27 protein-coding genes and 1 tRNA gene are annotated in these 26181 nt (G+C 67.8%); 13 read left to right on the top strand and 15 right to left on the bottom strand.

Annotated elements, in window-relative coordinates:
- Positions 1-14: 14 nt before the first annotated feature.
- Together OCGS_RS02065 and OCGS_RS02060 are read left to right on the top strand one after the other, a co-directional pair.
- Entirely contained in the window at positions 15-416 is a 402-nt protein-coding gene (locus OCGS_RS02065) for a tellurite resistance TerB family protein (RefSeq protein ID WP_040610371.1), read from the top strand.
- A 78-nt stretch (positions 417-494) separates the two neighbouring features.
- A complete protein-coding gene (locus OCGS_RS02060; protein WP_007425557.1) occupies positions 495-680 on the top strand; it encodes a PLDc N-terminal domain-containing protein in 186 nt (61 codons plus the stop codon).
- Here OCGS_RS02060 and dacB read toward each other — a convergent pair.
- Together dacB and OCGS_RS02050 are read right to left on the bottom strand one after the other, a co-directional pair.
- On the bottom strand, positions 677-2143 hold the full coding sequence (gene dacB / locus OCGS_RS02055; RefSeq protein WP_007425556.1) for a D-alanyl-D-alanine carboxypeptidase/D-alanyl-D-alanine endopeptidase: 1467 nt from the start codon (positions 2141-2143) through the stop codon (positions 677-679). The two genes, OCGS_RS02060 and dacB, sit on opposite strands and share 4 nt — an antisense overlap.
- 56 nt (positions 2144-2199) lie before the next feature.
- Entirely contained in the window at positions 2200-2829 is a 630-nt protein-coding gene (locus OCGS_RS02050; protein WP_083848172.1) for a nicotinate-nucleotide adenylyltransferase, read from the bottom strand.
- Positions 2830-2954: 125 nt separating this feature from the next.
- Here OCGS_RS02050 and OCGS_RS14950 point away from each other — a divergent pair, with 125 nt between their 5' ends.
- Positions 2955-3107, top strand: coding sequence for a hypothetical protein (locus OCGS_RS14950; RefSeq protein WP_156800936.1), 153 nt, complete (start codon positions 2955-2957; stop codon positions 3105-3107).
- A 2-nt stretch (positions 3108-3109) separates the two neighbouring features.
- Here OCGS_RS14950 and OCGS_RS02045 read toward each other — a convergent pair whose 3' ends face one another.
- Positions 3110-3658, bottom strand: coding sequence for an HdeD family acid-resistance protein (locus tag OCGS_RS02045; protein WP_007425553.1), 549 nt, complete (start codon positions 3656-3658; stop codon positions 3110-3112).
- 181 nt (positions 3659-3839) lie between these two features.
- Here OCGS_RS02045 and ctaD point away from each other — a divergent pair, with 181 nt between their 5' ends.
- Positions 3840-5516 carry a cytochrome c oxidase subunit I gene (ctaD, locus tag OCGS_RS02040; RefSeq protein WP_007425551.1) on the top strand — a complete coding sequence of 559 codons (1677 nt, stop codon included), beginning with the start codon at positions 3840-3842 and terminating at the stop codon, positions 5514-5516.
- 3 nt (positions 5517-5519) lie between these two features.
- A complete protein-coding gene (locus OCGS_RS02035; protein WP_007425550.1) occupies positions 5520-6035 on the top strand; it encodes a DUF2244 domain-containing protein in 516 nt (171 codons plus the stop codon).
- A gap of 6 nt (positions 6036-6041) precedes the next feature.
- On the opposite strand, the gene OCGS_RS02030 is transcribed toward OCGS_RS02035, so the two are convergent.
- The gene (locus OCGS_RS02030) at positions 6042-6509 is read right to left on the bottom strand and encodes a GatB/YqeY domain-containing protein (protein WP_007425549.1); all 468 of its coding nucleotides are present in this window, start codon (positions 6507-6509) and stop codon (positions 6042-6044) included.
- 143 nt (positions 6510-6652) lie between these two features.
- On the opposite strand from OCGS_RS02030, the gene carA reads away from it, so the two are divergent.
- Together carA and OCGS_RS02020 are read left to right on the top strand one after the other, a co-directional pair.
- Positions 6653-7801: a glutamine-hydrolyzing carbamoyl-phosphate synthase small subunit gene (gene carA / locus OCGS_RS02025; RefSeq protein WP_007425548.1), complete on the top strand. Its 1149-nt coding sequence runs from the start codon at positions 6653-6655 to the stop codon at positions 7799-7801.
- 75 nt (positions 7802-7876) lie between these two features.
- Positions 7877-9766 carry a glycosyltransferase gene (locus OCGS_RS02020; RefSeq protein WP_007425547.1) on the top strand — a complete coding sequence of 630 codons (1890 nt, stop codon included), beginning with the start codon at positions 7877-7879 and terminating at the stop codon, positions 9764-9766.
- On the opposite strand, the gene OCGS_RS02015 is transcribed toward OCGS_RS02020, so the two are convergent.
- Positions 9732-10382, bottom strand: a complete 651-nt coding sequence (locus OCGS_RS02015) for a GntR family transcriptional regulator (protein ID WP_007425546.1) — start codon at positions 10380-10382, stop codon at positions 9732-9734. The two genes, OCGS_RS02020 and OCGS_RS02015, sit on opposite strands and share 35 nt — an antisense overlap.
- 104 nt (positions 10383-10486) lie before the next feature.
- Here OCGS_RS02015 and OCGS_RS02010 point away from each other — a divergent pair, with 104 nt between their 5' ends.
- Positions 10487-11674 (top strand): FAD-dependent oxidoreductase, encoded by a 1188-nt coding sequence (locus OCGS_RS02010; RefSeq protein WP_007425545.1) that lies wholly within the window; start codon positions 10487-10489, stop codon positions 11672-11674.
- Here the strand turns inward: OCGS_RS02010 and OCGS_RS02005 are convergent.
- Positions 11671-12798, bottom strand: coding sequence for an aminotransferase class V-fold PLP-dependent enzyme (locus tag OCGS_RS02005; RefSeq protein WP_007425544.1), 1128 nt, complete (start codon positions 12796-12798; stop codon positions 11671-11673). The genes OCGS_RS02010 and OCGS_RS02005 overlap by 4 nt on opposite strands.
- 139 nt (positions 12799-12937) lie before the next feature.
- Between OCGS_RS02005 and ilvC the strand changes: the two genes are divergently transcribed.
- From ilvC to OCGS_RS01990, 3 genes are read left to right on the top strand one after another with little or no spacing between them, the layout of a single operon-like run.
- The gene (gene ilvC / locus OCGS_RS02000; protein WP_007425543.1) at positions 12938-13960 is read left to right on the top strand and encodes a ketol-acid reductoisomerase; all 1023 of its coding nucleotides are present in this window, start codon (positions 12938-12940) and stop codon (positions 13958-13960) included.
- 22 nt (positions 13961-13982) lie between these two features.
- On the top strand, positions 13983-14903 hold the full coding sequence (locus OCGS_RS01995; RefSeq protein ID WP_007425542.1) for a DMT family transporter: 921 nt from the start codon (positions 13983-13985) through the stop codon (positions 14901-14903).
- A gap of 32 nt (positions 14904-14935) precedes the next feature.
- Positions 14936-15940 (top strand): alpha/beta hydrolase family protein, encoded by a 1005-nt coding sequence (locus OCGS_RS01990; protein WP_007425541.1) that lies wholly within the window; start codon positions 14936-14938, stop codon positions 15938-15940.
- A gap of 288 nt (positions 15941-16228) precedes the next feature.
- Here the strand turns inward: OCGS_RS01990 and OCGS_RS01985 are convergent, their stop codons facing one another.
- The 7 genes from OCGS_RS01985 to OCGS_RS01955 form a co-directional block, all read right to left on the bottom strand.
- Positions 16229-17065, bottom strand: a complete 837-nt coding sequence (locus OCGS_RS01985; RefSeq protein ID WP_040610312.1) for an ABC transporter ATP-binding protein — start codon at positions 17063-17065, stop codon at positions 16229-16231.
- A gap of 20 nt (positions 17066-17085) precedes the next feature.
- The gene (locus OCGS_RS14450; protein ID WP_162136596.1) at positions 17086-18267 is read right to left on the bottom strand and encodes a patatin-like phospholipase family protein; all 1182 of its coding nucleotides are present in this window, start codon (positions 18265-18267) and stop codon (positions 17086-17088) included.
- Positions 18268-18311: 44 nt separating this feature from the next.
- Positions 18312-19595 (bottom strand): ABC transporter substrate-binding protein, encoded by a 1284-nt coding sequence (locus tag OCGS_RS01975; protein WP_007425538.1) that lies wholly within the window; start codon positions 19593-19595, stop codon positions 18312-18314.
- A 67-nt stretch (positions 19596-19662) separates the two neighbouring features.
- Positions 19663-20739, bottom strand: a complete 1077-nt coding sequence (locus OCGS_RS01970; protein ID WP_007425537.1) for a branched-chain amino acid ABC transporter permease — start codon at positions 20737-20739, stop codon at positions 19663-19665.
- Entirely contained in the window at positions 20739-21119 is a 381-nt protein-coding gene (locus OCGS_RS01965; protein ID WP_007425536.1) for a GFA family protein, read from the bottom strand. Before OCGS_RS01965 ends, OCGS_RS01970 begins: the two co-directional genes overlap by 1 nt.
- 6 nt (positions 21120-21125) lie before the next feature.
- Positions 21126-21320, bottom strand: coding sequence for a hypothetical protein (locus OCGS_RS01960; protein WP_007425535.1), 195 nt, complete (start codon positions 21318-21320; stop codon positions 21126-21128).
- Positions 21321-21381: 61 nt separating this feature from the next.
- Complete coding sequence (locus OCGS_RS01955; RefSeq protein WP_007425534.1) at positions 21382-22368, bottom strand: branched-chain amino acid ABC transporter permease; 987 nt, start codon at positions 22366-22368, stop codon at positions 21382-21384.
- Positions 22369-22607: 239 nt separating this feature from the next.
- Between OCGS_RS01955 and OCGS_RS01950 the strand changes: the two genes are divergently transcribed.
- Positions 22608-23720 carry an acyltransferase family protein gene (locus tag OCGS_RS01950; RefSeq protein ID WP_007425533.1) on the top strand — a complete coding sequence of 371 codons (1113 nt, stop codon included), beginning with the start codon at positions 22608-22610 and terminating at the stop codon, positions 23718-23720.
- Between the two features lie 78 nt (positions 23721-23798).
- On the opposite strand, the gene OCGS_RS01945 is transcribed toward OCGS_RS01950, so the two are convergent.
- A tRNA-Asn gene (locus tag OCGS_RS01945) sits at positions 23799-23873 on the bottom strand.
- 65 nt (positions 23874-23938) lie between these two features.
- Positions 23939-24757 (bottom strand): MBL fold metallo-hydrolase, encoded by an 819-nt coding sequence (locus tag OCGS_RS01940; protein ID WP_083848170.1) that lies wholly within the window; start codon positions 24755-24757, stop codon positions 23939-23941.
- 103 nt (positions 24758-24860) lie between these two features.
- Between OCGS_RS01940 and OCGS_RS01935 the strand changes: the two genes are divergently transcribed.
- Entirely contained in the window at positions 24861-26177 is a 1317-nt protein-coding gene (locus OCGS_RS01935) for an ATP-binding protein (protein ID WP_007425531.1), read from the top strand.
- The last annotated feature ends 4 nt before the right edge of the window (positions 26178-26181 follow it).

Genomic DNA, 26181 nt, shown 5'->3' with positions numbered 1-26181 from the left:
ATACCACCGCCCCGATGACGGCGCAGGATTGCCTGGTGGCGGTGATGATCGCCGTCTCGGCCTCGGACGAACGGATCCGCACCAGCGAACTGGTCACGATCGAGCGGATCGTCAACCACCTGCCGGTCTTCGCCAATTACGATCAGGGCCGGACGCGCGCGACGGCCGAGAAGGTGTTCGAGCTGTTCGCCGAGGAGGACGGGCTGGACGCCCTGTTCGCGCTGATCCGCGAGAACCTGCCGCCGCACCTGTTCGAGACGGCCTATGCGCTGGCCTGCGACGTGGGCGCGGCCGACGGCAAGCTGGGCGAGGGCGAGCTGCGCCTGCTGGAAGAAATCCGCTATGAGCTGAACCTGCCGCGCCTGCATGCGGCGGCGATCGAATGGGGTGCGCGGGCGCGGCACCTGACGCTGTAGGGGAACGCGGCGCGAACCATTGACGCGCTGGCGCGTTCGACCGGCAACGCCTTGCAACAGGAACGGAAAGCGCCCCGCATGGAATACGGTTTTTTCGGCATCATCGTCCTGATCGCGGATGTCTATGCCCTTTACAGCATCATCACCAGCGGCGCCTCGACGCTGGCCAAGGTGCTTTGGTCGATCCTTGTTCTGGTGCTGCCGGTTCTGGGCTTCGTCATCTGGCTGATCGCGGGGCCGCGCGCGGGCAACACGCGCATCTAGACGGCATACCAGGCACCCCAGCGGGTCAGAAGCGCGCGTTGCAGGCCCCGCGCCCGCCGCGCCCAGTCAATGCCGCCCGGCGGACGTTCGCGGTCGGCCATGTCCAGCGCATCGCGGCGCGGCAGGTCGGCGCAGAAGATCGCGAAGGCCATGTCGGGCGCGTCAGGGGCCGAGAGATAGCCTGTCAGGGTGCTGACGAAGTTCAGCGATCCGGTCTTGGCGCGGATATGCAGCGCGGGCGCTTCGTCGATGGAAAACGGCTTCATCAGCCCCCGCAGCGGTCCGTCCCACCCAGCGGCCACCATCGCGCGGGTCAGGTCGCGGGCGCTGATGCGGCTGTCGTCGCCAAGCCCCGAATGATCCTCCAGCATCGGGCGGCGCAGGCCGAGATCGGATTGCAGCCAGTCGTTCATGCGCGCGGCGGATGCGGCAAGCCCGTCCGCCTGCCAGCCGCGTTCGCGGGTGGCGGTCAGGCCGACCAGTTCGGCCGTGACGTTCGTGCTGTATTTCAGAAGGTCGCGCAGGATCGCGTCCAGCGGAGGGCTGTCATGCGCGACAAGGACATCGCCCGGCGGCAGCGTGTCGCGCCGGCCTACGGGACCGTCGCAGGCGATGCCCTGTCCGCGCAGGATCGCCAGCAGCGCCTGGCCTGCGTAAAGGTCGGGACGGCGCACCGGCAGCCAGCGCGACCCCCCCGCCCCCAAAGCCGCGCGCGCCACCGTCCAATCGTCGCGCCCGTCCTTCGATGCATAGGTATAGACGGGCAGGCGCCGGTCGATCACCTGCATCCGGGCCATGTCGATGGCGGGGCGCAGGCGGCCCGACCGGGCATCCATCGCGACGGCGTAATCGGTGCCGTCGCGCTTCCATTCGAAATGCACGCGGTTGAAGTTCAGGTTCAGGCCGCCCAGCGCCGGGTTATAGCCGACCTGCTGCGGCTGGCGGTCGTCGATCCGCTCGATCCCCGGCAGTGCGCCGGCCCAGGTCTGCAACGCGCCGCCGATGGCGGTGACGCCCAGCGCCTTCAGCGCCGCCGCCATGCCGGCCAGCGCGTCGGTGTCCAGATGCGGATCGCCGCCGCCGGCAAGGATCAGGTCGCCGTCGATCCGCCCGTTCACGATGGGCCCTGTCGCCACAAGACGGGTGGTGAAGCGGCGATCCGGCCCCAGCGCGTCGCGGGCGTAAAGCGCCGTCAGCGCCTTGGCGGTGCTGGCGGGCGGCAGCGGCAGAAGCGGCGCGCGCTGTTCCAGCACGGCGCCGCTGCGCGCATCGGCCAGAACGAAGCTGACCTTGCCGCCCAGACCCGCCCGCGCGATCAGCGCGTCGGCGGTCGGAATGGCACGGCGGAAGAAGTCGGGCGCGCGCGGACGGGGCCTGAACGCGGTCTCGGGCGCTTCGGCCCAGGCGCGCCCGGCCGCGCCCGCAAGAAGGCCGGCCAGCATCGTGCGTCGTGTCAGCGGCATCGGTCGCATCCCCCCCGGTCGTGCCGACAGCCATTAGGCGATGCGGCGGATCGCGATCAAGGGCGGCCCTGCGGCGGCGCGGGCGGCCAGACCCCGCCACGGCGCAGCGCGGTGCTGCTGTCGTCGCGCATCGGGATGTTGACGAAGCACCAGACCGGCGGATCGGACCGCGCCAGAAGCCGCGACGCGGGTGCGGGCAGGCGGAAGGGCGCGAAGGTGCGCGCGGCGACCGACCGGCGGGCCGAGATGCGCTGGCCGGGCCGCGCAAGGATGCCGACGGGGACCATGCCCATGATGCCGCGCCAATCCTGCCAGCGGTGAAAATCGGCCAGGTTGTCGGCCCCCATCAGCCAGACGAAGCGGATGCCGGGATAGCGGTGCAGAAGCGCCGACAGGGTTTCGGCGGTGTAGCGGGTGCCGAGCCGCGCCTCGATATCAGTGACCGCGATGCGCGGATCGCCGGCGATGACGGCGCGCGCCCTGTCGATGCGGCGCGCCAACGGTGCCGGACCCCGCGGCTTGAGCGGATTGCCGGGACTGACCAGCCACCAGAGCCGGTCGAGGGCGAAGCGCGCCAGCGCCGCGCGGCTGACGTGAACGTGACCGGGATGGGCGGGATCGAACGAGCCGCCCAGAAGGCCGACGGCCATCCCCGGCCGGGCTTGGGGCCAGCCGGGGCCGGTCATGCGAATCGGTCGGAAGGCGGGCGCTGCGTCATCGGGCCATCCTGCACGGACGCGGCGCAAAGGGAACTTGCCCGATGCGCGGCCGGGGCGTAGCGTCGCGGCATGTCCTGTCCCGACCCGGCCCGATGACCTGGAGTGGCGGCCTGTTATGGCTGGCGCTGGCGCTGCTTGCTATCGTGGCGCTGGGCGTCTGGAACGTGGCCTGGGTGATCCGCGCGTTCCGTCTGCGCCACAAGGGCCGGGACGAAGACCCGGACGACGGCAGGGGCGGGCGCTGAGGTCAGGGCGATTCCATCCCCACGGCGATCAGCGCGACGCCGGCCATTGTCAGTTCCACCCCGAAGAAGATGCCGAGAATGGTCAGCGCGGACAATGGCAGGCTGAAGAAGATCATCAGCGCCAGGATGACCGACACGACCCCCGATGCGACGATCCAGCCCCAGCGGCGGCGGTGGCGCATGCGGAAGCCGATCCAGATGCGCACGATGCCCGTCGCCAGAAAGAAGGCCGCGACGACCAGCGTCAGCGACAGCAACCCGGCCAGCGGCTGCACCCAGAGCGATATCGCGAAAAGGATCAGCAACAGGCCGAGGATCCCCGTGACCCAGCGCCCCCCGGTCGAGCCGTCGCTGGCGCGGAACGCGATCCAGATCTGCGCGATGCCGGCCAGCAGCAGGAACGCCGCGACCAGCGACTGCACGGTCAGCGAGGCGGCGAAGGGGTTGAAGAACGACAGAAGTCCGCCGATCAGCAGCAGGACCCCCATGGCGATGGTCCATCCCCTGCTCATTCCGATATCGTCCCGCGTCGTCTGTGGGTTGTAAGCCATGTCGCGTCTCCTGATGATTGTCCGGTCAATGCCGCAGGCGGCCAGAGCGTTCCGGCGCGACACTTTTTCCCCTGCGGCGACATCGTGCGCCATTGCGGGAACGGCGGCGGTTATCTAGAACGATTGCAATCGCGGGGCATTGCCCGGCGCGCAGCGGCAATGGAACCTCAGGAGGCACGACATGGCTGACGCAGCCGTCCACGGCCATGATGGGCACGACGAGCGGGGGTTCTTCACCCGCTGGTTCATGTCCACCAATCACAAAGATATCGGCATCCTCTATCTGTTCACGGCCGGTCTGGTCGGGTTCGTGTCGGTGCTGTTCACCGTCTACATGCGGCTGGAGCTGATGCATCCGGGCGTGCAGTTCATGTGCATGGAAGGCGCGCGCCTGCTGCCCGCCGCCGTCGAGGCCTGCACGCCGAACGGCCATCTGTGGAACGTGCTGATCACCGGCCACGGCATCCTGATGATGTTCTTCGTCGTGATCCCTGCGCTTTTCGGGGGGTTCGGCAACTATCTGATGCCGTTGCAGATCGGCGCGCCGGACATGGCATTTCCGCGCCTGAACAACCTCAGCTACTGGCTGTTCGTGGCCGGATCGACGCTGGCCATCGTCAGCGTCTTCAGCCCCGGCGGCAACGGCCAGCCGGGATCGGGAATCGGCTGGGTGCTGTATCCGCCGCTGTCCACGACCGAAGGCGGCTATTCGACCGACCTGGCGATCTTCGCGGTCCACGTCTCGGGGGCATCGTCGATCCTGGGGGCGATCAACATGATCACCACCTTCCTCAACATGCGCGCGCCGGGCATGACGCTGTTCAAGGTGCCGCTGTTCTCGTGGTCGATCTTCGTGACCGCTTGGCTGATCCTGCTGTCGCTGCCGGTGCTGGCGGGCGCGATCACCATGCTGCTGACCGACCGCAACTTCGGCACCACCTTCTTCGATCCGGCGGGCGGCGGCGACCCGGTTCTCTACCAGCATATCCTGTGGTTCTTCGGGCATCCCGAGGTCTATATCGTGATCCTGCCGGGCTTCGGCATCATCAGCCACGTCATCGCCACGTTCAGCCGCAAGCCCATCTTCGGCTATCTGCCGATGGTCTGGGCGCTGATCGCCATCGGCGTGCTGGGCTTCGTCGTCTGGGCGCACCACATGTACACGGTGGGCATGTCGCTGACGCAGCAATCGTACTTCATGCTGGCGACAATGGTGATCGCGGTGCCCACGGGCATCAAGATCTTCTCCTGGATCGCGACGATGTGGGGCGGGTCGGTGCAGCTGAAGGCGCCGATGCTGTGGGCCTTCGGCTTCCTGATCCTGTTCACGATGGGCGGCGTGACCGGCATCGTGCTGAGCCAGGCGGCCATCGACCGGGCCTATCACGACACCTATTACGTGGTGGCGCATTTCCACTATGTGATGAGCCTGGGGGCCGTTTTCGCCATCTTCGCGGGGATCTATTTCTACTTCCCCAAGATGACCGGCAAGATGATCCCCGAATGGATCGGCCACGCGCATTTCTGGGCCATGTTCATCGGCGCGAACCTGACCTTCTTTCCCCAGCACTTCCTGGGCCGTCAGGGGATGCCGCGCCGGTATATCGACTATCCCGACGCCTTCGCGGTGTGGAACACCGTGTCGTCCTGGGGCGCCTTCCTGAGCTTCGCGTCGTTCGTCTTCTTCATCGTGGCGATCTTCTGGGTGATGGTGAAGGTGCCGCGCACGGTGGGAACGAACCCCTGGAACGAGCATGCGGACACCCTGGAATGGACGCTGCCGTCGCCCCCGCCCGAGCACACGTTCGAGCAGTTGCCCAAGCAGTCCGACTGGGACCGCGAGCCCGCGCCGCACTGACCCATGCCGGTCGAATGGCTGACACCGCAAAAGGCCCCGGCAACGACCGGGGCCTTTTCGTCCGCGGATGGCGAACCGCGCGCGCAGCTTCGGCTGTGGCCGCATCGGTCACTGCCGCGCCGGGGGTTCGCGGCGTTCATCCTGGCGTTCTTCTGCCTGATCCTGATCCCCGTCCTGCCGCTGCTGGGATCGCCGGTGCTGTGGGGGCTGCTGCCCTTCACGATGGGGGCGGTCTGGGCGTTATGGGCGGCGCTGCAACGCAGCTATCGCGACGGCGAGCTGCTGGAGGAGCTGACTTTGTGGCCGGACCGCATCGCGCTGGTGCGCCACGACCCGCGCCGCCCCGACAGGACGTGGGAAGCCAACCCCCATTGGGTCAGCCTGACGCTGCATGAAAAGCCGGTCGAGAATTACCTGACGCTGCGCGGCGCGGGGCGCGAGGTGGAGCTGGGCGCATTCCTGTCGCCCGACGAGCGGCAGGAGCTGCATGACAGGCTGCGCGACCTGCTGCGTGGCTGACCGGGATCAGGTGCCGGCCAGGCGGTCCTTTACCCGCGGGCCGACCGCGCCGAAATCCATCTGGCCCGTATGCCGCGTCTTGAGGATCGCCATGACCCGGCCCATGTCGCGAATCGTGCTGGCATCGGCCTCGGCCACGGCGGCGTCGATGGCGGCGGCGACTTCGGCCTCGGTCATCTGGCGGGGCAGGAATTCCTCGATGATGGCGATCTCGTCGCGTTCGCGGTCGGCCAGTTCCAGCCGCCCGCCTTCCTCGTAGGCGCGCACGCTTTCCTGCCGCTGCTTGACCATCTTGCCCATGATCTGCCGCAATTCGGCATCGCCCAGCCCGGCGCCCGCATCCTCGCTGCCGCGGGCGGCGATCTCGCGGTCCTTAATCGCGGCGCTGATCAGCCGCAGCGTGGACAGCCTTTCGGGCTGGCGGTCCTTCATGGCCTGTTTCAGGGCGGCGTCGATGCGGCTGCGAAGTTCCATCCGGGGCACCTCTGGGCTTGGCGGCAAGCCCGCTTGTCTAGCGCAACGCGGCACAAGCGGCAACCGTGGCGCCCGCTTGACCCCGAACCGCGCGATCCTTTAGGTTGCCGCGATTTCAACGCCCCCCCCGAAAGGTCCGCGCCATGCCCGCCATCCGACCGACCGCCTGCCTTGTTCTTGCCGACGGAACGGTCTTTTACGGGCGCGGCTTCGGCGCGACGGGGCAGACGGTGGCCGAACTGTGCTTCAACACCGCGATGACCGGCTATCAGGAGATCATGACCGATCCGTCCTATGCCGGGCAGATCGTGACCTTCACCTTCCCGCATATCGGCAACACCGGCGTCACCCCCGAGGACGACGAGACGGCCGATCCGGTGGCGCAGGGCATGGTCGTGCGCTGGGATCCGACAGAGCCGAGCAATTGGCGCGCGATGGGCGACCTGCCGGACTGGCTGGCGCGGCGCGGGCGGATCGGGATCGGCGGGATCGACACGCGGCGGCTGACGCGGGCGATCCGCCAGCAGGGCGCGCCCCATGCCGTCCTTGCCCACGATCCGGCCGGCGCGTTCGACGTGCCGGCGCTGCTGGCGGCGGCGCGCGCTTTTCCGGGGCTGGTGGGCCGCGATCTGGCGCGCGACGTGACCTGCGCGCAATCCTATCGCTGGGACGAAATGCGCTGGGCCTGGCCCGGCGGGTTCGAGCGGCGCGAGGGGCCGGGCCTGCGGGTGGTGGCGGTGGATTACGGGGCCAAGCGCAACATCCTGCGATCCCTGGCCTCGGCGGGATGCGACGTGACCGTGCTGCCTGCCAGCGCCACGGCCGAGGATGTGCTGGCCCACGATCCGCAAGGGGTGTTCCTGTCGAACGGTCCGGGCGATCCGGCGGCGACGGGGGAATACGCGGTGCCGATGATCGGCCAGGTGCTGCGGGACACGCGGCTGCCGGTCTTCGGGATATGCCTGGGCCATCAGATGCTGGCGCTGGCGCTGGGGGCGAAAACTGTCAAGATGAACCACGGCCATCACGGCGCGAACCATCCCGTCCGCGACGTCGAGACGGGCAAGGTGCAGATCACGTCGATGAATCACGGCTTCACCGTCGATTCGCAGACCCTGCCGCAGGGCGTGGTCGAGACGCATGTATCGCTGTTCGACGGATCGAATTGCGGGATACGGATGGCCGACCGGCCGGTCTGGTCGGTCCAGCACCACCCCGAGGCAAGCCCCGGCCCAATGGACAGTTTCCACCTGTTCGAGCGGTTTGCAACGGCGATGCGCGACGCGGCCTGATCCTGCCGGCGTTAACCGCCGCTTAACCAACTTTGCGCAGAGCTTGACGGAAATCGGTTTCCGTCGGGGTGCGGCATGAATGCACAGGTTCTCTCGCTCGTCACGCCGCGCCATCCACGGGCGCGGCAGGACGAGGGGGCGCCGCTGGGCGAAATCCTGATCCGGCGGGGCGGGATCGACGCCGCGACGCTGGACTGGGCGCTGGAGCATCAGCGCAAGACCGGCGCGCCGCTGGGACGCATCCTAATCGCGCACGGGCATCTGGACGAAAGCGCGCTGGTCGATGCGCTGGCCGAGCAGTTCGGCGCGGGCAGGATCGTGCCCGGCGACCTGCGGGCCGCGCCCGAGGCGATCGACCGGCTGGGCATTGTCGAATGCGCGCGGATGCGGCTGGTGCCGCTGATGCGGCAAGGCGCGGCAATGCCCGTCGCCACCAGCGAGCCGCACCGCTTTGCCGCGCGCCGGGCCTGGCTGGAGGATCTGTTCGGCCCCGTGGCGATGACGGTCGCCACCGAGGCCGAGATCGACGGCCTGCTGACGGCCATGCGGCGCAACGCGCTGGTCGGGCGGGCCGAATCGCGGGTCGCGGCCGAGGCGAGTTGCCGGGACATGGGCCGACCGGCGCTGTCGCCGCGGCTGGCGGCGCTGGCGGTCGCGGCGGCGGGCGTCGTGGCGATCTGGCCCGGTGCCACGCTGCTGGCGCTGACGCTGCTGGCGCTGGCGGTCGCGGCGGTCAATACCGGGTTGGTGCTGACCGCGCTGCTGATGCGCCAGACGCAGGGTTCCCCGGCCAGCCGGCCCATCCCGCTGCGGATGCCCAAGGTGTCGATCCTGGTGCCGCTGCACGGCGAGCGCGACATTGCCGGCACGCTGGTGCAGCGGCTGTCGCGGCTGGACTATCCGCGCGACCTTCTGGACATCTGCCTTGTCATCGAATCGGCCGACCGGGTGACGCGGCAGACCCTGCGCGAAACGGTTCTGCCGCCGTGGATGCGGGTGGTGGCGGTGGCGGACGGGGCGGTGACGACGAAGCCGCGCGCGATGAATTACGCGCTGGATTTCTGCGACGGCGCCATCGTCGGCATCTATGACGCCGAAGATTGCCCCGAGCCCGACCAGTTGCTGAAGGTGGTCAGCCAGTTCGCGGCATCGCCCGCGCAGGTCGCCTGCCTTCAAGGGCGGCTCAACTTCTACAATTCGCGCGCAAGCTGGATCGCGCGGTGTTTCGCGCTGGATTATTCCACCTGGTTCGGAATGGTCCTGCCCGCGCTGCACCGGTTGGGCTGGCCCGTGCCGTTGGGCGGCACGACCGTGTTCTTCCGGCGCGAGGCGCTGGATGCCCTGGGCGCATGGGACGCGCATAACGTCACCGAGGACGCGGATCTGGGGATGCGCCTGGCGCGGCGGGGATACCGCACCGACCTGCTGGACAGCACCACGATGGAGGAGGCGACGACGCGCCCGGTGCCGTGGATGCGCCAGCGGTCGCGCTGGCTGAAAGGCTATGCGATGACGTGGCTGGTGCATATGCGCGACCCGCGTCGGTTGTGGCGCGACGTCGGCGCGTGGCGGTTCATCGGAATCCAGGTGCTGTTTCTGGGGTCGCTGTTGGGAACGTTGCTGGCCCCGGCGCTGTGGCTGCTTTGGCTGCTTATTCTGGGGCTGCCGCATCCGCTGGGCGACATGCTGCCGGCGGGCGGCGGGCTGGCGCTGGTGCTGTATCTGAACGCGACGGCGCTGATCGTTCTGGCGGCGCATATGCGCGCGGCGTGGCTGGCCGGCCACCGGCACCTGATCGCTTGGGCGCCGGCAATGCATCTTTACTTTCCGATGGCCACCTTCGCGCTGGCCAAGGGATTATGGGAGCTGGCCGTCTGTCCGTTCTTCTGGGACAAGACCGCGCATGGCGTGTCGCAGCCCGACGCGCCTGTCACGCCTCGGGGTCGCGGGCCGCATCCAGCCTGAGCCGCGTCTCGAACGCCCGGCTGATATGGGCGCGCAGCGCGGCGTCGGCGGCGTCGGCGTCCGAAGCCTCGATCGCGGCGACGATGCGGTCGTGTTCGTCCAGCGCCGCCTGCCCCCGCCCCTGCGCCGCAAGCGAGGTGGTGGCCAGCAGCGCCATCGACCGATGCACCAGCCCCAGTTGCCGCACCAGAAAGCGGTTATGCGAGGCCAGATGGATCTGCCGGTGAAAGCGCCGGTTCGACCGCGACAGGGCGGCGGGATCGTCCACCAGCGCGGCATCGTCGCGCACCATGGCGCGCAGAACGCGAACCTCCTCGAGCGTGGCGTGGCGGGCGGCCAGACGCGCGGCCAGCCCTTCCAACTCGGCCCGGACGACATAGAGTTCGGCCAGTTCGTTGTGCCCCAGCGACGCGACGATGAGGCTGCGGCCGTCGCGCACCAGAAGGGACTGGGTTTCCAGACGCTGCAACGCCTCGCGTATCGGGGTGCGCGAGACGCCGAAGCGGTCCGCAAGCTCGCTTTCGACAAGTCGGTCGCCGGGGCGGTAGATGCCGCTGTCGATGGCGTCGAGGATCAGGCCATAGGCGTCGCCCGTCCCGTTTCTGCTGTCGCGCACGGCATTGCCCCCCGGCTGGCGTCGCGTCCTGTCTAGTCCGTGGCAAGCGGGCGTTTCAACCGCGCGCCTTTCCCTTCCGCGCGCGGCGGCCTAGATCGCGGGACATGGCAGAGACCGACATCATCATCAGCGGCGCCGGGATTGCGGGACTGATCGCCGCCGCCTTGCTGGCCGGACGCGGCCACCGCGTCACCGTGCTGGACCCGACGCCGCCGCCGGAGACGGCCGAGGCCGAAGGATCCGACCTGCGTTCGACCGCGTATCTGGAACCGTCGCGCGCCTTGCTCGAGGAAGCGGGATTGTGGGCGCCGCTGGTGCCCCATGCCACGCCCCTGCGCGGATTGAGGGTCATCGACACGACCGGATGGCCGCCCGAACGGACCGACAAGCGGCTGTTCCTGCCGTCCGATCTGGGGCTGGAGGCGTTCGGCTGGAACGTGCCCAACTGGCGCGCGCGCAAGGTGCTGACGGAAGCGCTGGCCGATCTGGGCGGCGTCGATCTGCGGATGGGAACGGGGTTTGCCGCGATGCTGGCCCGCAGCAGCGGGGTGCGCGTGACGCTGAGCGACGGCGCGCGGCTGGACGCGGCCCTGATCGTGGGGGCGGACGGGCGCAATTCGCCGGTGCGGCAGGCGGCGGGAATCGGGGTGGACGTGCGCCGCTATGGGCAGACGGCGCTGGCCTTCGCGGTCACGCATGGGCGGCCGCACGGCAATATCAGCACCGAGATCTACAATTCGGGCGGCGCGTTCACCATCGTTCCGCTGGGAGACGAGGACGGCAGGCCCGCCTCGGCCATCGTGTGGATGAATGACGGGCGGCGCGCGAAGGAGCTGCTGGCGATGGACCGCCGCGCCTTCGAGACGCAGATGGTCGCGCGCGCCACCGCGATCCTGGGCCGGATGGAGGTGGCCAGCCCGATCCGCGAATGGCCCATCGTCACGCAGACCGCGCAGCGCCTGACCGCGCGCCGGACCGCCATCGTCGCCGAAGCCGCGCATGTGCTGCCGCCCATCGGGGCGCAGGGGCTGAACACGTCCATCGCCGATATCGCCGCATTGACGCGCTGCATCGACGCGGGCGATCCGGGGGCGGATCGGGGGCTAGACGCCTATGCCGCGGCGCGCGGGCGCGACATTCGCCTGCGCGCGGGGGCGATCGACCTGTTCAACCGGATCTGCCAGTCGGGCGCGGCCCCGGTGCAGGGGCTGCGGCGACTGGGACTGCGTGGGGTGCACGACCTGATGCCGCTGCGCCTGGCCGTCATGCGTGCGGGGATGGGGCGCGGCTAGAACACGGCGTCCAGCGCCTTTTCCAGACGCGCCACGCTGGCGGGCACGTCGCGCAGCTTGTCGAGGCCGAAGAGCCCGATGCGGAACGACGCATAGCCATCGCCCTCGCCCACCATCAGCGGCACGCCGGCGGCGATCTGCATCCCCTGCTCGGCGAAGGCGCGGCCGGACTTCACGTCGTCACGGTCGGTAAAGGCCACCACCACGCCCGGCGCGCCGAAGCCGTCGGCCGCGACCGACCGGATGCCCCGGTCGCGCAGCAGGGCGCGCACGGCGTCGCCCTGTTCCCATTGCGCTGCCTTCAGACGATCCCAGCCCAGATCCTTCGTTTCCCGCATGGCGTCGCGGAAGCCGCGCAGCGCGTCGGTGGGCAGCGTGGCATGATAGGCGTGGCCGCCGCCTTCGTAGGCTTCCATGATCTGCAACCACTTGCCCAGATCGTTGGCGAAGCTGGTCGATTGCCGCGCCCGGACCCGTTCCAACGCCGCGGCCCCCAGCATCACGCACCCCGCAGAGGGCGAAGCGGACCAGCCCTTTTGCGGCGCCGAGATCAGCACATCGACGCCGGTGGCCTTCATGTTCACCCAGACGCAGCCCGACGCGATGCAGTCGAGCACGAAAAGTGCGCCGACCTCGTGCGCGGCGTCCGCTACCGCCGTCAGGTAATCGTCGGGCAGGATCATGCCCGAACTCGTCTCGACATGCGGGGCGAAGACGATATCGGGGCGGTCCTGGCGGATGCGGTCCGTCACCTCGGCCAGGGGCGGCGGGGCGAAGGGGGCGTCGGCGGCGTTGCCGGTGCGCCGCGCCATCAGCACCGTTTCGTCCTGCGGAATATGGCCCGCCTCGAATATTTGCGTCCAGCGATACGAGAACCAGCCGTTGCGGATGATCAGAACCTTCGCATCCGTCGCCAGTTGCCGCGCCACCGCTTCCATCGCATAGGTGCCGCCGCCCGGCACCAGCGCCACGGCGTCGGCGTTGTAAACCTCGCGCAGCATGGAGGAGATGTCGCGCATCACCCCCTGGAACGCGGCCGACATGTGGTTGAGCGAGCGGTCGGTGAAGACGACCGAATATTCCAGCAACCCGTCGGGGTCGATATCGTCGCGCAGCGCGGTCATGGCCGGATCCTTTGCAGCGGTTTGCCGTGAAGTAACCCGCAGGCCGGCCCTTGGCAAACGCGCATGACCGCGCGGATTGTCCCCGGCGCAAGGCTGCGCTATCGGCTGGTCCCGCATATCGGGGAAAAGGGACAGGCCAATGCGCGTCTATTACGATCGCGACTGCGACATCAATCTGATCAAGGACCGCAAGGTCGCCATCCTGGGCTATGGCAGCCAGGGGCACGCCCATGCGCTGAACCTGCGCGACAGCGGCGCGAAGAATGTCGTCGTCGCCCTGCGCGACGGATCGCCCAGCCGCGCCAAGGCCGAAGGCGAGGGCCTGAAGGTGATGGGGATCGAGGAAGCCGCGGCCTGGTGCGACCTGATCATGTTCACGATGCCCGACGAATTGCAGGCCAGGGTTTACCGCGATCACGTCCATGCGCATCTGAAGGACGGCGCCGCCATCGCCTTTGCCCACGGGCTGAACGTGCATTTCGGCCTGATCGAGCCAAAGCCGGGCGTCGATGTGGTGATGATGGCGCCCAAGGGCCCCGGCCACACGGTGCGCGGCGAATACGTGAAGGGCGGCGGCGTGCCCTGCCTGGTCGCGGTGCATCAGGATGCAACCGGCCGCGCGATGGAGCTGGCGCTGTCCTATTGCGCGGCCATCGGCGGCGGGCGTTCGGGCATCATCGAGACCGACTTCCGCCAGGAATGCGAAACCGACCTGTTCGGCGAGCAGGCGGTGCTGTGCGGCGGTCTGGTCGAGCTGATCCGCATGGGGTTCGAGACGCTGGTCGAAGCGGGATACGAGCCCGAGATGGCCTATTTCGAATGCCTGCACGAGGTGAAGCTGATCGTCGATCTGATCTACGAGGGCGGCATCGCCAACATGAATTACTCGATCAGCAACACGGCCGAATACGGCGAATATGTCAGCGGTCCGCGCATCCTGCCTTATGACGAGACGAAGGCCCGGATGAAGGCGGTTCTGCGCGACATCCAGACCGGCAAGTTTGTGCGCGACTTCATGCAGGAAAACGCCGTCGGACAGCCCAGCTTCAAGGCCACGCGCCGTCTGAACGACGAACACCAGATCGAGAAGGTCGGTGAGAAGCTGCGCGGCATGATGCCGTGGATCAGCGAGGGCCGCATGGTGGACAAGGCGCGCAACTGACCGAGCGCCAGCCCCCCCGCCCGTGACCGATCAGCCGACACCGGGCAACTGGGCGTCGATCGCGTTTCTGGGCGTGATCTGGGGCGGCACGTTCATGGTGGTCGCGGTGGCGCTGCGGGGCTACGGCCCGCTGACCGTCGCGGCCGCGCGGACGGGGTTCGGCGCGGCATCGACTCTGCTGTTGATGGCGGTGCTGGGCCGCGCCATGCCGCGCGGCTGGACGGTCTGGCGCTATGTCGTGCCGATCGGGCTGGCCTCGGCCGCTTTCCCTTTCCTGCTGCTGTCCTGGGGACAGCAATACGTGCCATCGGCCTTTGCCGGGCTGGCGATGACGGCGCTGCCGCTGTTCGTGCTGCCGCTGGCGCATTTCTTCTCGGACGAGCCGATGACCCCGCGCCGCAGCATCGGCGTGCTGATCGGGTTTTCGGGAACGCTGTTGCTGCTGGGACCGCAATCGCTGGATTTCGGGGCGGGTTCGGTGGCGCTTGGGCAATTGGCCTGCCTGACGGCGACGGTCTGCTATGCCGCGGCGTCGATCCTGACGCGGCAATGCCCGCCGGTCGATCCCGTGGCGCTGTCGGGGGCGTCGCTGCTGGTCGGCGCGGCGGTGCTGGTGCCCTTGATGCTGCTGGTCGAAGGGGTGCCCCGCCCCTCGGCGGACCTGCCGTCGCTGGCGATCCTGTTCCTGGGGTTGGTGCCCACGGCGCTGGCCGCGCTGATCCGGGTCCAGGTGATCCGCACCGCCGGATCGGTCTTCATGACGCTGGTGAACTATCAGGTGCCGCTGTGGTCGATGGCGTTCGGCGCGCTGCTGCTGGCCGAGGCGCTTCCGCCCCGCTTCTTCGCCGCGCTGGCGCTGATCCTGATGGGACTGGCGGTCAGCCAATGGGGCCAGTTGAGGCGGCTGTTCGGCGGCGCTGACGCCGGGCGCCCGGTGCGCTAGGATCGGGCGAACGCCATACGGGGGGCGGTTGAATGAAGCTGGGTTTTGCCGTCCTCATTCTGGCGGGGGGTGTCGCGCAGGCGCAGCCGGGGCATATCGCGACCGAGATCGACGTGGCGCATCGCGACGTGCCGCTGCCCGTGCATGTCTGGTATCCGACCGATCAGCGAGACCCCGTTACGCGGTTGGGTGGCAACGCGGTCTTCGTCGGCGCGCCGGTTGTCGAAGATGCGCAGTCGCTTGGCGATCCCGCCCCGGTCGTGCTTGTGTCGCACGGATCGGGCGGCAATGCGGCCAATCTGGGATGGCTGGCCAATGCGCTGACCGACCGTGGCGTCATCGTGGTCGCGCCGAACCACCCCGGCACGACATCGGGCGATTCGTTGCCTCAGCGCACGGTGATGCCTTGGGAGCGGGCGGACGACCTGGGCGCCATCCTCGACTGGCTGAAGCGCGCGCCGCCCGAGGGATTGTCGCCCGATCTCGACAGGGTCGGGGTGCTGGGCTTTTCGCTGGGCGGCCACACGGCCCTTCGCGTCGCGGGCGCGCGGGTGTCGAAATCGGCCTTCATCGCCTATTGCGAGGGGAATATCGGCCTGGAATGTCAGTGGCTGGCCGATGGCGGCGCGGACCTGACCGCCATCGACGCGACCCGATACGAGGCCGATGACAGGGACGCGCGGATCGAGGCCGTCATTGCCGTCGATCCGGCGCTCGCCCAGGCCTATACCGCCGAAAGTCTTGGCCGCATCGACGTTCCGGTCCTGCTGATCAACCTCGGGGATCCCGAAACCATCCCTGCCGGGGTGGATGCCGCGGCAATCGCCCCGACGATCCCAGGCGCACGGCACCTTTACGTCAGCGGCGCTTCGCATTTCAGCTTTCTCGGCAGGTGCACATGGCTGGGCTGGGCTGTCGTGGGCCTGTCGGGCGAGGATCCGATCTGCGCCGATCCCGGCCCGCGCGCCCGCGCCGACATCCAGGCCGAAATCGCGACGGCGGCGGGGGCGTTTCTGTCGGACGTGCTGGCGCGGTGACCGTGAACTCGGGATAATTTCGTTCATTTGAAGAGAAGGCTGCATTTGTTAAACTTCGGCAAAGGGTGCGGGAAATGAACGACCTGGACCATCATGCACCCATCACCTTTATGGTTGCTGGCCGGTACCTGCGTCGCGACACTCATGCCGGCCTGCGTTCAGCCCACCGCTTTCCGGTCGCAAATGCCCTTAGCACCAATGCGCGGGACTTGCCGGACCGCTTCTACGCCACGAAAAGCTCACGGCCCCCGAAGCACCGTCGCCCGATGACTTCATATGAAACCATAGCTAACTCAGCCAGCGCTTGCGGCGGCGATAGGACCGGACATCGCGGAACGACTTGCGGCCTTCGTCCGACATGCCGAGATAGAATTCCTTCACGTCCGGGTTCTCGCGCAGATCGGCGGCCGCGCCGTCCATCACAACCCGGCCGCTTTCCAGGATATAGCCGTAATGCGCGAACCGCAGCGCGACGTTGGTGTTCTGCTCGGCCAGAAGGAAGCTGACGCCTTCCCGCTCGTTCAGATCCTTGACGATGCCGAAGATCTCCTCGACCAGCTGCGGCGCCAGTCCCATGCTGGGCTCGTCCAGCAGGATCGTCTCGGGGCGGCTCATCAGGGCGCGGCCGATGGCGCACATCTGCTGCTCGCCGCCCGAGGTGTAGCCGGCCTGGCTTCCGCGCCGTTCCTTCAGGCGCGGGAAATAGCCATAGACCAGCTCCAGATCGTCGGCGACCTTCCGCTTGCCGTCGCGACGCGTATAGGCGCCGGTCAGCAGGTTTTCCTCGATCGTCAGATGCTCGAAGCAATGCCGCCCCTCCATCACCTGGATGACGCCGCGCTGCACCAGATCGGCGGGGTTCAGGTCCTGCACCCGCTCGCCGCGATACGCGATGGAGCCTTTCGTCACTTCGCCCCGCTCGGATTTCAGCAGGTTGCTGATCGCCTTCAGCGTCGTGGTCTTGCCCGCGCCGTTGCCGCCCAGCAGCGCGGTGATGCCCCCCCGCGGCACGTTCAGCGACACGCCCTTCAGCACCAGGATGACCGAATTATAGATCACCTCAATGTTGTTGACCTCCAGCAACGTCTCGACCTGCGCGGCCGCCTCGACCCGTTCCGCCGACATGTTCATCCCCGTCCCCCCTGTCACAGCGCGTCGGCCAGCGCGCGCAATTCGCCGGCGCTCAGCAGATCCAGCGGCACCGCCCGCCCCCGCGCGCGCCCTTCGGCGAACAGCGCCGATGTCACGCAAGGATCGAACGTGCCGACGGGAACCGCGCCGCCGCACCGCTCCAGCGTGGCCTGCGACACGATTCCGCGCAATGTCCAATCGGGCCGCGCGGCGGCGAAGGCGACCGTTTCGGCGATACTGTCGCGCAGCACTTCGTCGGCCAGGATCGCCACCGACCGGCCGATATAATCGGGCAGGCGGTCCGCGACCGGCCCCACCGGCGGCCGCAGCGCGCCGTTGACCACGACGACCGCCTCCACCCGGATCTCGCGCCCCGTTTCGGCGGCAACACGGCGGCGCGATTCCTCGATCGCGGCCAGGAACACCTGCTCGCGCAACCCCCCATCCGCGAACAGCGCCCCGTCGATGGCGCGCGGCGGAAACAGGCCCGGTATTGCGCCCGAAGCCAGCATCGCCTCGGCCATGCAGTCGCGGCGATGCTCCAGCGGCAGGCCGGACGCGGCGATGGCGCCGAGGTCGAACACCGTCTGCCGCGTCGTGTCCAGGTTGACGGCCGAAATCAGCAACCGCGCGCCGTCGCGGTGCCGCGCGGCGATGGCCGCGATCGTCTGCGCATCCAGTTGCTGCCGCAAAAGCCCCTCCAGCGGCTCGACGCTCGACAAGGAGGGTGCCGACAGCAAGGCGGGCAGCGGGCGGCGGCGGAACACCTCCGCCTCGGACAGCCCGTCATAGATGTCCAGCGCGCCGTCCCGTCCCTGCCCCGCGAAGACCGCCGGCGCCAGGAACGCACCCGCCGAAACCCCCGTCACCAGATCGAAGTCGGGACGCGGATTGACGGGATTCTCGGCCCAGCCGCGCAGGAATCCCGCGCCTAACGCGCCGTATTGCCCGCCCGCCGACAGCGACAGCACCTGGAACGTGATGGGCTGGCGCGCCGGCGCCTCGGCCGCGCGGTCGCGCAGGGCGTCCAGCACCATCGGCCCCGGATCGGCGGCCAGCGTCGCGCCCCCCGCATCCCGTCCCGAAGACGCCAGCCCCGCCTGCGCCAGCGCCGCGCCGGGCAGCACGCATTGCCGCGACGGGGGCCGCGTCAGGTCGCACGCCCCCAGCAGCAGCGCCGCACAGATCGCGGCCATCGGGGCGCGGATGGCCCGCCCCCGGAAGGGACGGGCCGCCATCGTCACTGGCAGCGCAGATCGATGTTGTTTTCCTCGGCATAGGCCAGGCTGTCTTCCTCGATCAGCGGGTCCAGAACCTCGGTATCGCTCTGCATATAGTCGGTGATCAGCTCGAACGTGCCACGCTCGTGATCCCATTGGGAAATCGCGCCCAGACCGTCGCCGCCGTGATTCTCGCACGTCACCTTGAAGGACGGGCCGAACCCCGGAAGCCCGAGTTCGGTCATCCGCTCCTCGGTCATCTCCAGCGCCTCCATCCCGTCGCGCATCTGCGCTGGGGTGATGTCGGACGTGCCGGCCAGTTCCTGCGCCTTGCGGATCGCCTCGACCGCCAGCACCGCGGAATAAAGCCCACGGTTATAAAGAACGCTGCCCAACTGGTCGCCCGCGCCCGCAGTCAGCCCCTTGTCCACGACATAGGTCTGCAAGTCGTCGTAGATGGGAAAATCCGCGTTCACCGCATGCATCGCCAGCGCCTTGTAGCCGTCTGCGCGCGCGCCGGCCGGGGCCACGTCGTTCTCGGACCCGGCCCACCATATGCCGATCATCTGGTCCATCGGATAGCGGACATTGGCGGCTTCCTGGATGGCGACGGGGTTCATCACCCCCCAGCCATACAGGATGACGTAATCGGGCTGGTCGCGGCGGATTTGCAGCCATTGCGACTTCTGCTCCTGCCCCGGCGGCTCGATCGGCAGTTGCGTGAAGGTGAATCCGTGCTTCTCGCTCAACTCCTCCAGCGTGCGGATCGGCTCCTTGCCGAAGGCGCTGTTGTGATACAGCAGGGCGATGGTCTTGTCGCTGATGTCGCCGTCGTTCTCATCGAGGATATGCTTGACCGCGACCGATGCGCCGTCCCAGTAATTCGCCGGGTAATTGAACACCCATTCGAACACCTTGCCGTTCTTCGCGCTGGTGCGCCCATAGCCCAGCGTATGAATCGGAATGCCGTCCGCGCTGGCCTTGGGGATCAGCTGATAGGTGATCCCGGTGGACAGCGGCTGATACAGCAGCGCGCCCTGCCCCTTGGTCGCCTCATAGCATTCGACGCCCTTTTCGGTGTTATAGCCTGTCTCGCACTCGATCAGGTTCAGCCTTTCGCCGCCGACGCCGCCGTCGCGTTCGTTGATCAGCGTGAAATAGTCCTGGTATCCGTCCGAATAGGGGATGCCGCTGGCGGCATAAGGCCCGGTCCGATAGCTCAGATCCGGGATCGTCAGATCGGCCAGCGCCGGCCCCGCGGCCAGCGTCAGGCCCAGCGCCATCGTGGTAAGCGACTTCTTCATTCTTCCTCCCTGTGTCCCCTGCGGGACTTCTTGATTTCCGGCCTATCCGACCGGCGTGAAGACGATCCTAATGCGGGAACGGCCAAAGCCGCAATTTTTCCTTCGTCAGCCGCCACATCTGCGCCAGACCGTGCGGCTCGACGATCAGGAAGAACATGATCAGCGCGCCGACGATCACCAGGTTCAGATGCGCCACCAGATCCGTCGGCATCCCCAGCAGGTCCGATCCAAGCACCTTCAGCGCCACCGGCAGCAGCACCAGGAACGCCGCCCCCGCGAAGCTGCCGAAGATGCTGCCCAGGCCGCCGATGATGACCATGAACAGCACCAGGAACGACTTGTTGATGCCGAACGCCTCGTTCGCCTCGACCGCGCCCAGATAGACGGCGAAGAATAGCGCGCCCGCGATGCCGACGAAGAAGGACGACACGCCGAACGCCGACAGCTTGGCGCGCAGCGGGTTGACGCCGATGATCTCGGCCGCGATGTCCATGTCGCGGATCGCCATCCACCGCCGCCCCATCGCCCCGCGCGTCAGGTTACGGCAGATCCACGCGCTGGCGATCAGGAAGGCCAGACAGAACAGATAGGTCGCCCAGGCCTGCGTTTCCGGCCCGGTGATGCGGAATCCGGCCAGCGTGCGCTCGGGCGCGGTGATCTGGCCCGACGCGGAATAGTTGTAGAACCACGGCACCCGGTTGAACAGCCATGTCAGGAAGAACTGCGCCGCCAGCGTCGCCACCGCCAGATAGAAGCCCTTGATCCGCAGCGACGGCAGCCCGAACAGCATCCCGACCGCCGCCGTGATGAACCCCGACAGCACGACATGGATGGCGATGTTGATGTCGGGAAACGAGGTCATCAGCTTGTAGCAGCTATAGGCCCCCACCGCCATGAATCCGCCCGTCCCCAGGCTGACCTGCCCGCAATAGCCCGTCAGGATGTTCAGCCCCAACGCCGCGATCGCGTAGATCAGGAAGGGCAGGAAGATCGCGTTGACCCAGTAATCGTTGATGACCAGCGGCACCACGAACACCGCCACCGCCAGAATGATCCAGTATCCCCACCGGTCCAGCCGCAGCGGAAAGGTCTGGCTGTCGGCGGCATAGCTGGTCTTGAAATCGCCCGCCTCGCGGTAAAGCATCAGTTGGCCCTTTCGCTGATCGCATCGGACGGATGGTTGATCCCGTCGCTCCACGGCACGGGGCCCGGATGGCGCGGATTGACGCCCTCCGGCCCGCCGACATTGATGCCGTATTCACCCGGATCCGACCGGCGGCGGTGATGGGTGTATATTCCGCGGATATGGCAGAACCGACGCCGGGCCACCCCGGTCTCGAGCCGGTGAAGCACCAGCGCGGCGCCGCGCAGATCGCCGTTCCTGACCGTCGCGTTCATCGCACCCCGCCTGCGGCGGGACGAACAGGCGCGACGACGCGCGTTCGCCAGACCGTCCGTCGGCGTCACGTGCAATTCGCACGCGCCGCAATGGCAGGTCGGCCGCAGAGGTTCGGATCGTTCCAAGTCAGCTCATTCCTCGACGATCAGCTTCTTCCAGCGCACCTGCCGCAGCTTGCGCACCGACCACAGCGCGCCCGCCAGACAGACCACCATGGCGATGCCCCAGCCGATCAGCCCCGCCCATGTCGGCGCCGTGATTGCCAGAAGCCCCGCCGTCATGCCGCCCGCCAGTCCCAGCGTTCCGATTAATCCATACCACCGCATCGCGCGTTCCTCGTGCAATCCTCACAACCCGGCAACGCGGCGACTGCCCGGCCCGGTCCCGTCAGACCCTCTCGATGATCTTTTCGCCGAACAGGCCCTGCGGCCGAAAGACCAGCACGACCAGCGCCAGCATATAGGCGAACCACGTTTCCGTCGCCCCGCCGATCATGCCGCCCACCGTGAACTCGAACAGTTTCTCGCCCACCCCGATGATCAGCCCGCCGACGATCGCGCCGGGGATCGAGGTGAAGCCCCCCAGCATCAACACCGGCAGCGCCTTCAGCGCGATCAGGCTGAGCGAGAAGGACACCCCCGACTTCGCCCCCCACATGATCCCCGCGACCAGCGCCACGAACCCGGCGATGGACCAGGTCAGCACCCAGATCCAGTTCAGCCCGATGCCCACCGACAGCGCCGCCTGGTGATCGTCGGCCACCGCCCGCAGCGCGCGGCCCTGCTTGGTGTATTGCGAAAACAGCACCAGCCCCGCCACCAGCAGCGCCGCCACCACCGTCGCCGAAAGATCGAGGTTGTCGATGAAGAACCCGTAACCGAACATGTCGAACGTCGTCTCGTCGATCCAGGTGTTCAGTCCCTGCGGCAGCCCGACATCCAGCGTCTTGATGTCGGCGCCCCACATCATGTCGCCCAGCCCTTCCAGGAAATAGGCCAGCCCGATGGTCGCCATGAACAGGATGATCGGCTCTTGCCCGACCAGATGCCGCAGCACCAGCCAGTTCACCGCCCAGGCGAACAGGATCATTACCAGAACCGTCAGCACGATGGCCAGCAGCGCCGGCACCTGCCAGCCGAAGCCGTGGATGTCGGTGCCGAATATCGAATTGATCAGATGCCCGAAGGGCACCTGCCCTTCCATGATCCCCACCAGCGTCAGCGCCGCAAACAGCGCCATCACGCCCTGCGCATAGTTGAAGATGCCGCTCGCCTTGAAGATCAGGACGAAGCCCAGCGCCACCAGCGCGTAAAGCACGCCGGCCATAAGCCCGTTCAGCGTCACCTCGATGGCGAACAGCACCTGGTCCGGCATGTGATCCTCCCCGGCCTCTGACGGGCCCTGTCCGGCATCATTGCGGCCCCGCCGCCACGGATCAAGCGGAATGATGCGCAACGCCTGCGATGCGTTGCCTGGACGTTCAACCCGTGGTTACTTCCGAAGCATCAGACCCGTCCATTGCACCAAATCCTTTACAGATAACCCCCGTTTGTCCGCTTCAGCCCCCTTCCCCCCCCCCCGAACTGACCAAGCGCGCCGGCGCGCTGGGCTATGTGCCCGAACTCGACGGCCTGCGCGCGATCGCGGTCCTTGCCGTGCTCGCGGCGCATTTCCGGGGCGGTCCGGTCGTCCAGGCGGTTCTGGACCGGGCGCCGTTCGGCCATATGGGCGTGCAACTGTTCTTCGTCCTCAGCGGCTTTCTCATCACCAGCATCCTGATCGACTGCCGCCGCCATGCGGAAACGGACGGATGGCGCGGCGTCCTTCCCGCCTTCTACATCCGGCGCTTTCTGCGGATCTTCCCGCTCTATTACTTCGTCGTGCTGGCCATCGCGGTTTTCGACGGGGCGGGCGCCGGCGGCGTTCTGGGCTATCACGCGGTGTTTCTGTCGAACCTGCCCGGCGCGATCTGGGCCGGCGATCTGGCGACCGGCCCGCTGCTCTATCCTCCCGCCGGGCATTTCTGGTCCCTCGCCGTCGAGGAGCAGTTCTATCTGCTCTGGCCACTGGCCGTCCTGTTCGTGCCGATCCGCCTGCTTGTCCCGCTGACGCTGGCATTGATCGCCGTCGCGCCGGTATGCAGGGCCGCCGTCTTCGCCGTGGGATTTCAACAGCAACCCGGTTATCTGCTGTCGCATACCGATGCGCTGGCGGCGGGCGCGTTCCTGTCCATGACCCGCTGCGGATGGACGAACATCCCTCCGATGACGCGGCACTTGCGCCGCACGGTTCCTGCCATCGCCCTCATCGTCGCGGGGGCGGCCCTCGTCCTTCATAACATGCAAATCCTTTACAGACCGTTCTGGGTCGTCTTCCCCACGGCCGAGGCGATCTGCTATGCCGCCCTCATCGCGCTGCTGCTGGACGGCAGGCTTGCGCCCCTCGCCACGGCGCTGCGTCGGCCCGCGCTTGTCTTCATCGGCCGGATCAGCTTCGGCATCTACCTGCTGCACCCGTTCGTCCTGATGGCTTTCCGCCGGACCGTCGCCGACCTGACCGATACCGCGCATACCTTCCAGACCGTCGTGGTCATCGCGGCGACGATCCTCGTCGCCGCCCTCAGCTTCCGCTGCTACGAAGCGCCCATCGGCCGCCTGAAACGGTTTTTCCCCTATACGCGTCCGACTTGGGGCACCGTGCCACCCATGGCCGCGCCACCCCGATGACGCCCCAACAGGATCGGTCTACCAGCAAGGCCACGACGGTCCGCAATGGGCTTACACTGTCAATGCTTCAGGAATTGTTGGCTCCGGCGGTAGGGATCGAACCTACGACCAATTGATTAACAGTCAACTGCTCTACCGCTGAGCTACGCCGGAAAACCGACCGCCCTATAGCAAGGGTGCGGCGGGGCGTCCAGAGGGGTGAGGGATAAAGATGGGGGTCAGCGCAGGGCGAATGAGGCTGTCGGGCCGGGATGCGGGTCGGCGGCGACGCGGCCGCGTTCGTGCAGGTCGAGCAGATGCGCCAGGACATTGCGTGTCGCGGCGGGGATCAGGGCGGCGGGCGTATCGGTATAGATCGCGCGGGCCAGCGTTTCTGCGTCGGCGGGGCCGCCGCGCAGATGCTTCAGGACCTGCGCTTCGCGCGCCTTGCGGTGTGCGATCAGCCACGCGATCCGGTCCGCGGGATCGGTGACGGGATCGCCGTGACCGGGAAACAGGACCGAAGCGGATTGCCGCGCCAGCCTTTCGCAAGAGGCGAGATACTGCGCCATGTCGCCGTCGGGCGGCGACACGATGGATGTGGCCCATCCCATGACGAGATCGCCGGTGAAGATGCGGTCGTTCCATGCGAAACAGAGGTGATTGCCGTAATGGCCCGGCGTCCACAGTACCCGCAGCGTCCATTCCGCGCCCTCGACGATCGCGCCGTCCTCGAGCCGGCGATCCCAGCGGAACGTGGTGTCGGCACCCTCGCCCCCGCCCAGCGGCATGGTCGTCGCCAGTTGCGCCATCCGGGGGCTGCGGCCCATCTCGGGGGATCCGAATGCCAGGACCGGGGCGCCCGTGCGATCCGCGAGGCGGGGCGCCATCGCGGAATGGTCGAGATGCGAATGCGTGACGAGGATATGGCTGACGCGGGCGCGGCCTATCGTGCGCATCACCAGGTCGAGATGCACGGAATCGTCCGGGCCGGGGTCGATCACGGCAAGGCCATCGTCGCCCCCCAGAAGATAGGTGTTGGTTCCGGCCTGCGTCATCGGCGACGGGTTGGGCGCGAGCACGCGACGCAATCCCGGTTCAAGCTTTGTCACCCGTTGCAACACCCTTCCGCCCCCTCCGGCCCTGCCCTATTGCGGTATCATGTCATTCCCCGGTCCCCGACGCTATCTGCCACGGTCGCTTTACAGCCGGGCGGCGCTGATCCTGCTTCTGCCGGTGGTGGGCATCCAGCTTGTCGTGTCGGTGGTCTTCATCCAGCGCCTTTACGAGGACGTGACGGCGCAGATGACGGCCAGCCTGGCGCTCGACCTGCGGCATGTCGTGGCGCTGGCCGACGCGGCCCCGGACCCGGCGGCGGCGCGCGACGCCATGGGGCCGGTGGCGGACGATCTGCAACTCAACGCGCGGCTTGCCGCGGCGCCGGTCGCCGGGGACAGGCGCGAGGCGTTCGATCTGTCCGGCCGTCTGGTGATCGAGACCCTGCGCGACAAGCTGGGGGCGGTGGACGGCATCGACCTTGAATCGCAGCATCGGCGCGTCCTTCTCAGCGTGCCGACGGCGAACGGCACGCTGGCCTTCGATATCGACCGCAGGCGCGTCTCGGCGTCCAATCCGCATCAGTTGCTGGTGCTGATGCTTGTGACCAGCCTTTTGATGACGGTGATCGCCTATCTGTTCCTGAAGAATCAGCTGCGTCCGATCAAGCGCCTGGCCGACGCGGCCGAGGCGTTCGGCAAGGGGCGGATCGTTCCCTATCGCCCCGCCGGCGCGACCGAGGTGCGCGCAGCCGGTTCGGCGTTTCTGAACATGCGGACCCGGATCGAGCGTCAGATCGAACAGCGCATGCTGATGCTGTCGGGGGTCAGTCACGATCTTCGCACCCCCCTCACCCGGATGAAGCTGGGCCTGTCGATGCTGGACGATGCGGATGCGGCGGCGATGCAGCGCGACGTGGCCGAGATGCAGGCGATGCTGGACGCGTTCCTGGACTTCGCGCGCGAAGGCAGTCTCGACGATCCGGCCGAGGTCGATCCGGCCCAGCTTCTGCGCGATCTGGCCGAGAATGCCCACCGCGCCGGGCAGGACGTGACATTGGCCGCGTGCGAAACCGATGGCCCGGTTCAATTGCGGCCGCTGGCGGTGACGCGGGCGCTGGAGAACCTGATCGGCAATGCCGTGCGGTACGGCAGCCGGGCCGAATTGTCCGTCAGGGCCAGCGCCCGCACGATCGTCTTCACGGTCGAGGATGACGGGCCGGGGATCGAGCCCGAGCGCCGGGACGACGCGATGCGCCCGTTCCTGCGGCTAGATGCGGCGCGCAATCAGGACCGCGGCGGCGGGGTCGGCCTGGGCCTGTCGATCGCAATGGACATCGCGCGCCAGCATGGCGGCACATTGCGGCTGGACCGGTCGGCACGGCTTGGCGGGCTGAAGGCGGATCTGGTGCTGGCCCGCTGATTGG

This window comes from Oceaniovalibus guishaninsula JLT2003 (assembly GCF_000299575.1).
GTDB lineage: Bacteria > Pseudomonadota > Alphaproteobacteria > Rhodobacterales > Rhodobacteraceae > Palleronia > Palleronia guishaninsula.
Note: the sequence above shows the minus strand (reverse complement) of the source record. Positions and strands in the feature narration are given on the sequence as shown.

What these genes read in the sequence shown, in the direction of transcription:
- OCGS_RS02065 (WP_040610371.1), top strand. Translation starts at nt 15, where the DNA reads ATGACGGCGCAGGATTGCCTGGTGGCGGTGATGATCGCCGTCTCGGCC.
- OCGS_RS02060 (WP_007425557.1), top strand. Translation starts at nt 495, where the DNA reads ATGGAATACGGTTTTTTCGGCATCATCGTCCTGATCGCGGATGTCTAT.
- dacB (WP_007425556.1), bottom strand. Translation starts at nt 2,143, where the DNA reads ATGCCGCTGACACGACGCACGATGCTGGCCGGCCTTCTTGCGGGCGCG.
- OCGS_RS02050 (WP_083848172.1), bottom strand. Translation starts at nt 2,829, where the DNA reads ATGACCGGCCCCGGCTGGCCCCAAGCCCGGCCGGGGATGGCCGTCGGC.
- OCGS_RS14950 (WP_156800936.1), top strand. Translation starts at nt 2,955, where the DNA reads ATGACCTGGAGTGGCGGCCTGTTATGGCTGGCGCTGGCGCTGCTTGCT.
- OCGS_RS02045 (WP_007425553.1), bottom strand. Translation starts at nt 3,658, where the DNA reads ATGGCTTACAACCCACAGACGACGCGGGACGATATCGGAATGAGCAGG.
- ctaD (WP_007425551.1), top strand. Translation starts at nt 3,840, where the DNA reads ATGGCTGACGCAGCCGTCCACGGCCATGATGGGCACGACGAGCGGGGG.
- OCGS_RS02035 (WP_007425550.1), top strand. Translation starts at nt 5,520, where the DNA reads ATGCCGGTCGAATGGCTGACACCGCAAAAGGCCCCGGCAACGACCGGG.
- OCGS_RS02030 (WP_007425549.1), bottom strand. Translation starts at nt 6,509, where the DNA reads ATGGAACTTCGCAGCCGCATCGACGCCGCCCTGAAACAGGCCATGAAG.
- carA (WP_007425548.1), top strand. Translation starts at nt 6,653, where the DNA reads ATGCCCGCCATCCGACCGACCGCCTGCCTTGTTCTTGCCGACGGAACG.
- OCGS_RS02020 (WP_007425547.1), top strand. Translation starts at nt 7,877, where the DNA reads ATGAATGCACAGGTTCTCTCGCTCGTCACGCCGCGCCATCCACGGGCG.
- OCGS_RS02010 (WP_007425545.1), top strand. Translation starts at nt 10,487, where the DNA reads ATGGCAGAGACCGACATCATCATCAGCGGCGCCGGGATTGCGGGACTG.
- OCGS_RS02005 (WP_007425544.1), bottom strand. Translation starts at nt 12,798, where the DNA reads ATGACCGCGCTGCGCGACGATATCGACCCCGACGGGTTGCTGGAATAT.
- ilvC (WP_007425543.1), top strand. Translation starts at nt 12,938, where the DNA reads ATGCGCGTCTATTACGATCGCGACTGCGACATCAATCTGATCAAGGAC.
- OCGS_RS01990 (WP_007425541.1), top strand. Translation starts at nt 14,936, where the DNA reads ATGAAGCTGGGTTTTGCCGTCCTCATTCTGGCGGGGGGTGTCGCGCAG.
- OCGS_RS01985 (WP_040610312.1), bottom strand. Translation starts at nt 17,065, where the DNA reads ATGTCGGCGGAACGGGTCGAGGCGGCCGCGCAGGTCGAGACGTTGCTG.
- OCGS_RS14450 (WP_162136596.1), bottom strand. Translation starts at nt 18,267, where the DNA reads ATGGCCGCGATCTGTGCGGCGCTGCTGCTGGGGGCGTGCGACCTGACG.
- OCGS_RS01975 (WP_007425538.1), bottom strand. Translation starts at nt 19,595, where the DNA reads ATGAAGAAGTCGCTTACCACGATGGCGCTGGGCCTGACGCTGGCCGCG.
- OCGS_RS01970 (WP_007425537.1), bottom strand. Translation starts at nt 20,739, where the DNA reads ATGCTTTACCGCGAGGCGGGCGATTTCAAGACCAGCTATGCCGCCGAC.
- OCGS_RS01960 (WP_007425535.1), bottom strand. Translation starts at nt 21,320, where the DNA reads ATGCGGTGGTATGGATTAATCGGAACGCTGGGACTGGCGGGCGGCATG.
- OCGS_RS01955 (WP_007425534.1), bottom strand. Translation starts at nt 22,368, where the DNA reads ATGCCGGACCAGGTGCTGTTCGCCATCGAGGTGACGCTGAACGGGCTT.
- OCGS_RS01940 (WP_083848170.1), bottom strand. Translation starts at nt 24,757, where the DNA reads ATGACGCAGGCCGGAACCAACACCTATCTTCTGGGGGGCGACGATGGC.
- OCGS_RS01935 (WP_007425531.1), top strand. Translation starts at nt 24,861, where the DNA reads ATGTCATTCCCCGGTCCCCGACGCTATCTGCCACGGTCGCTTTACAGC.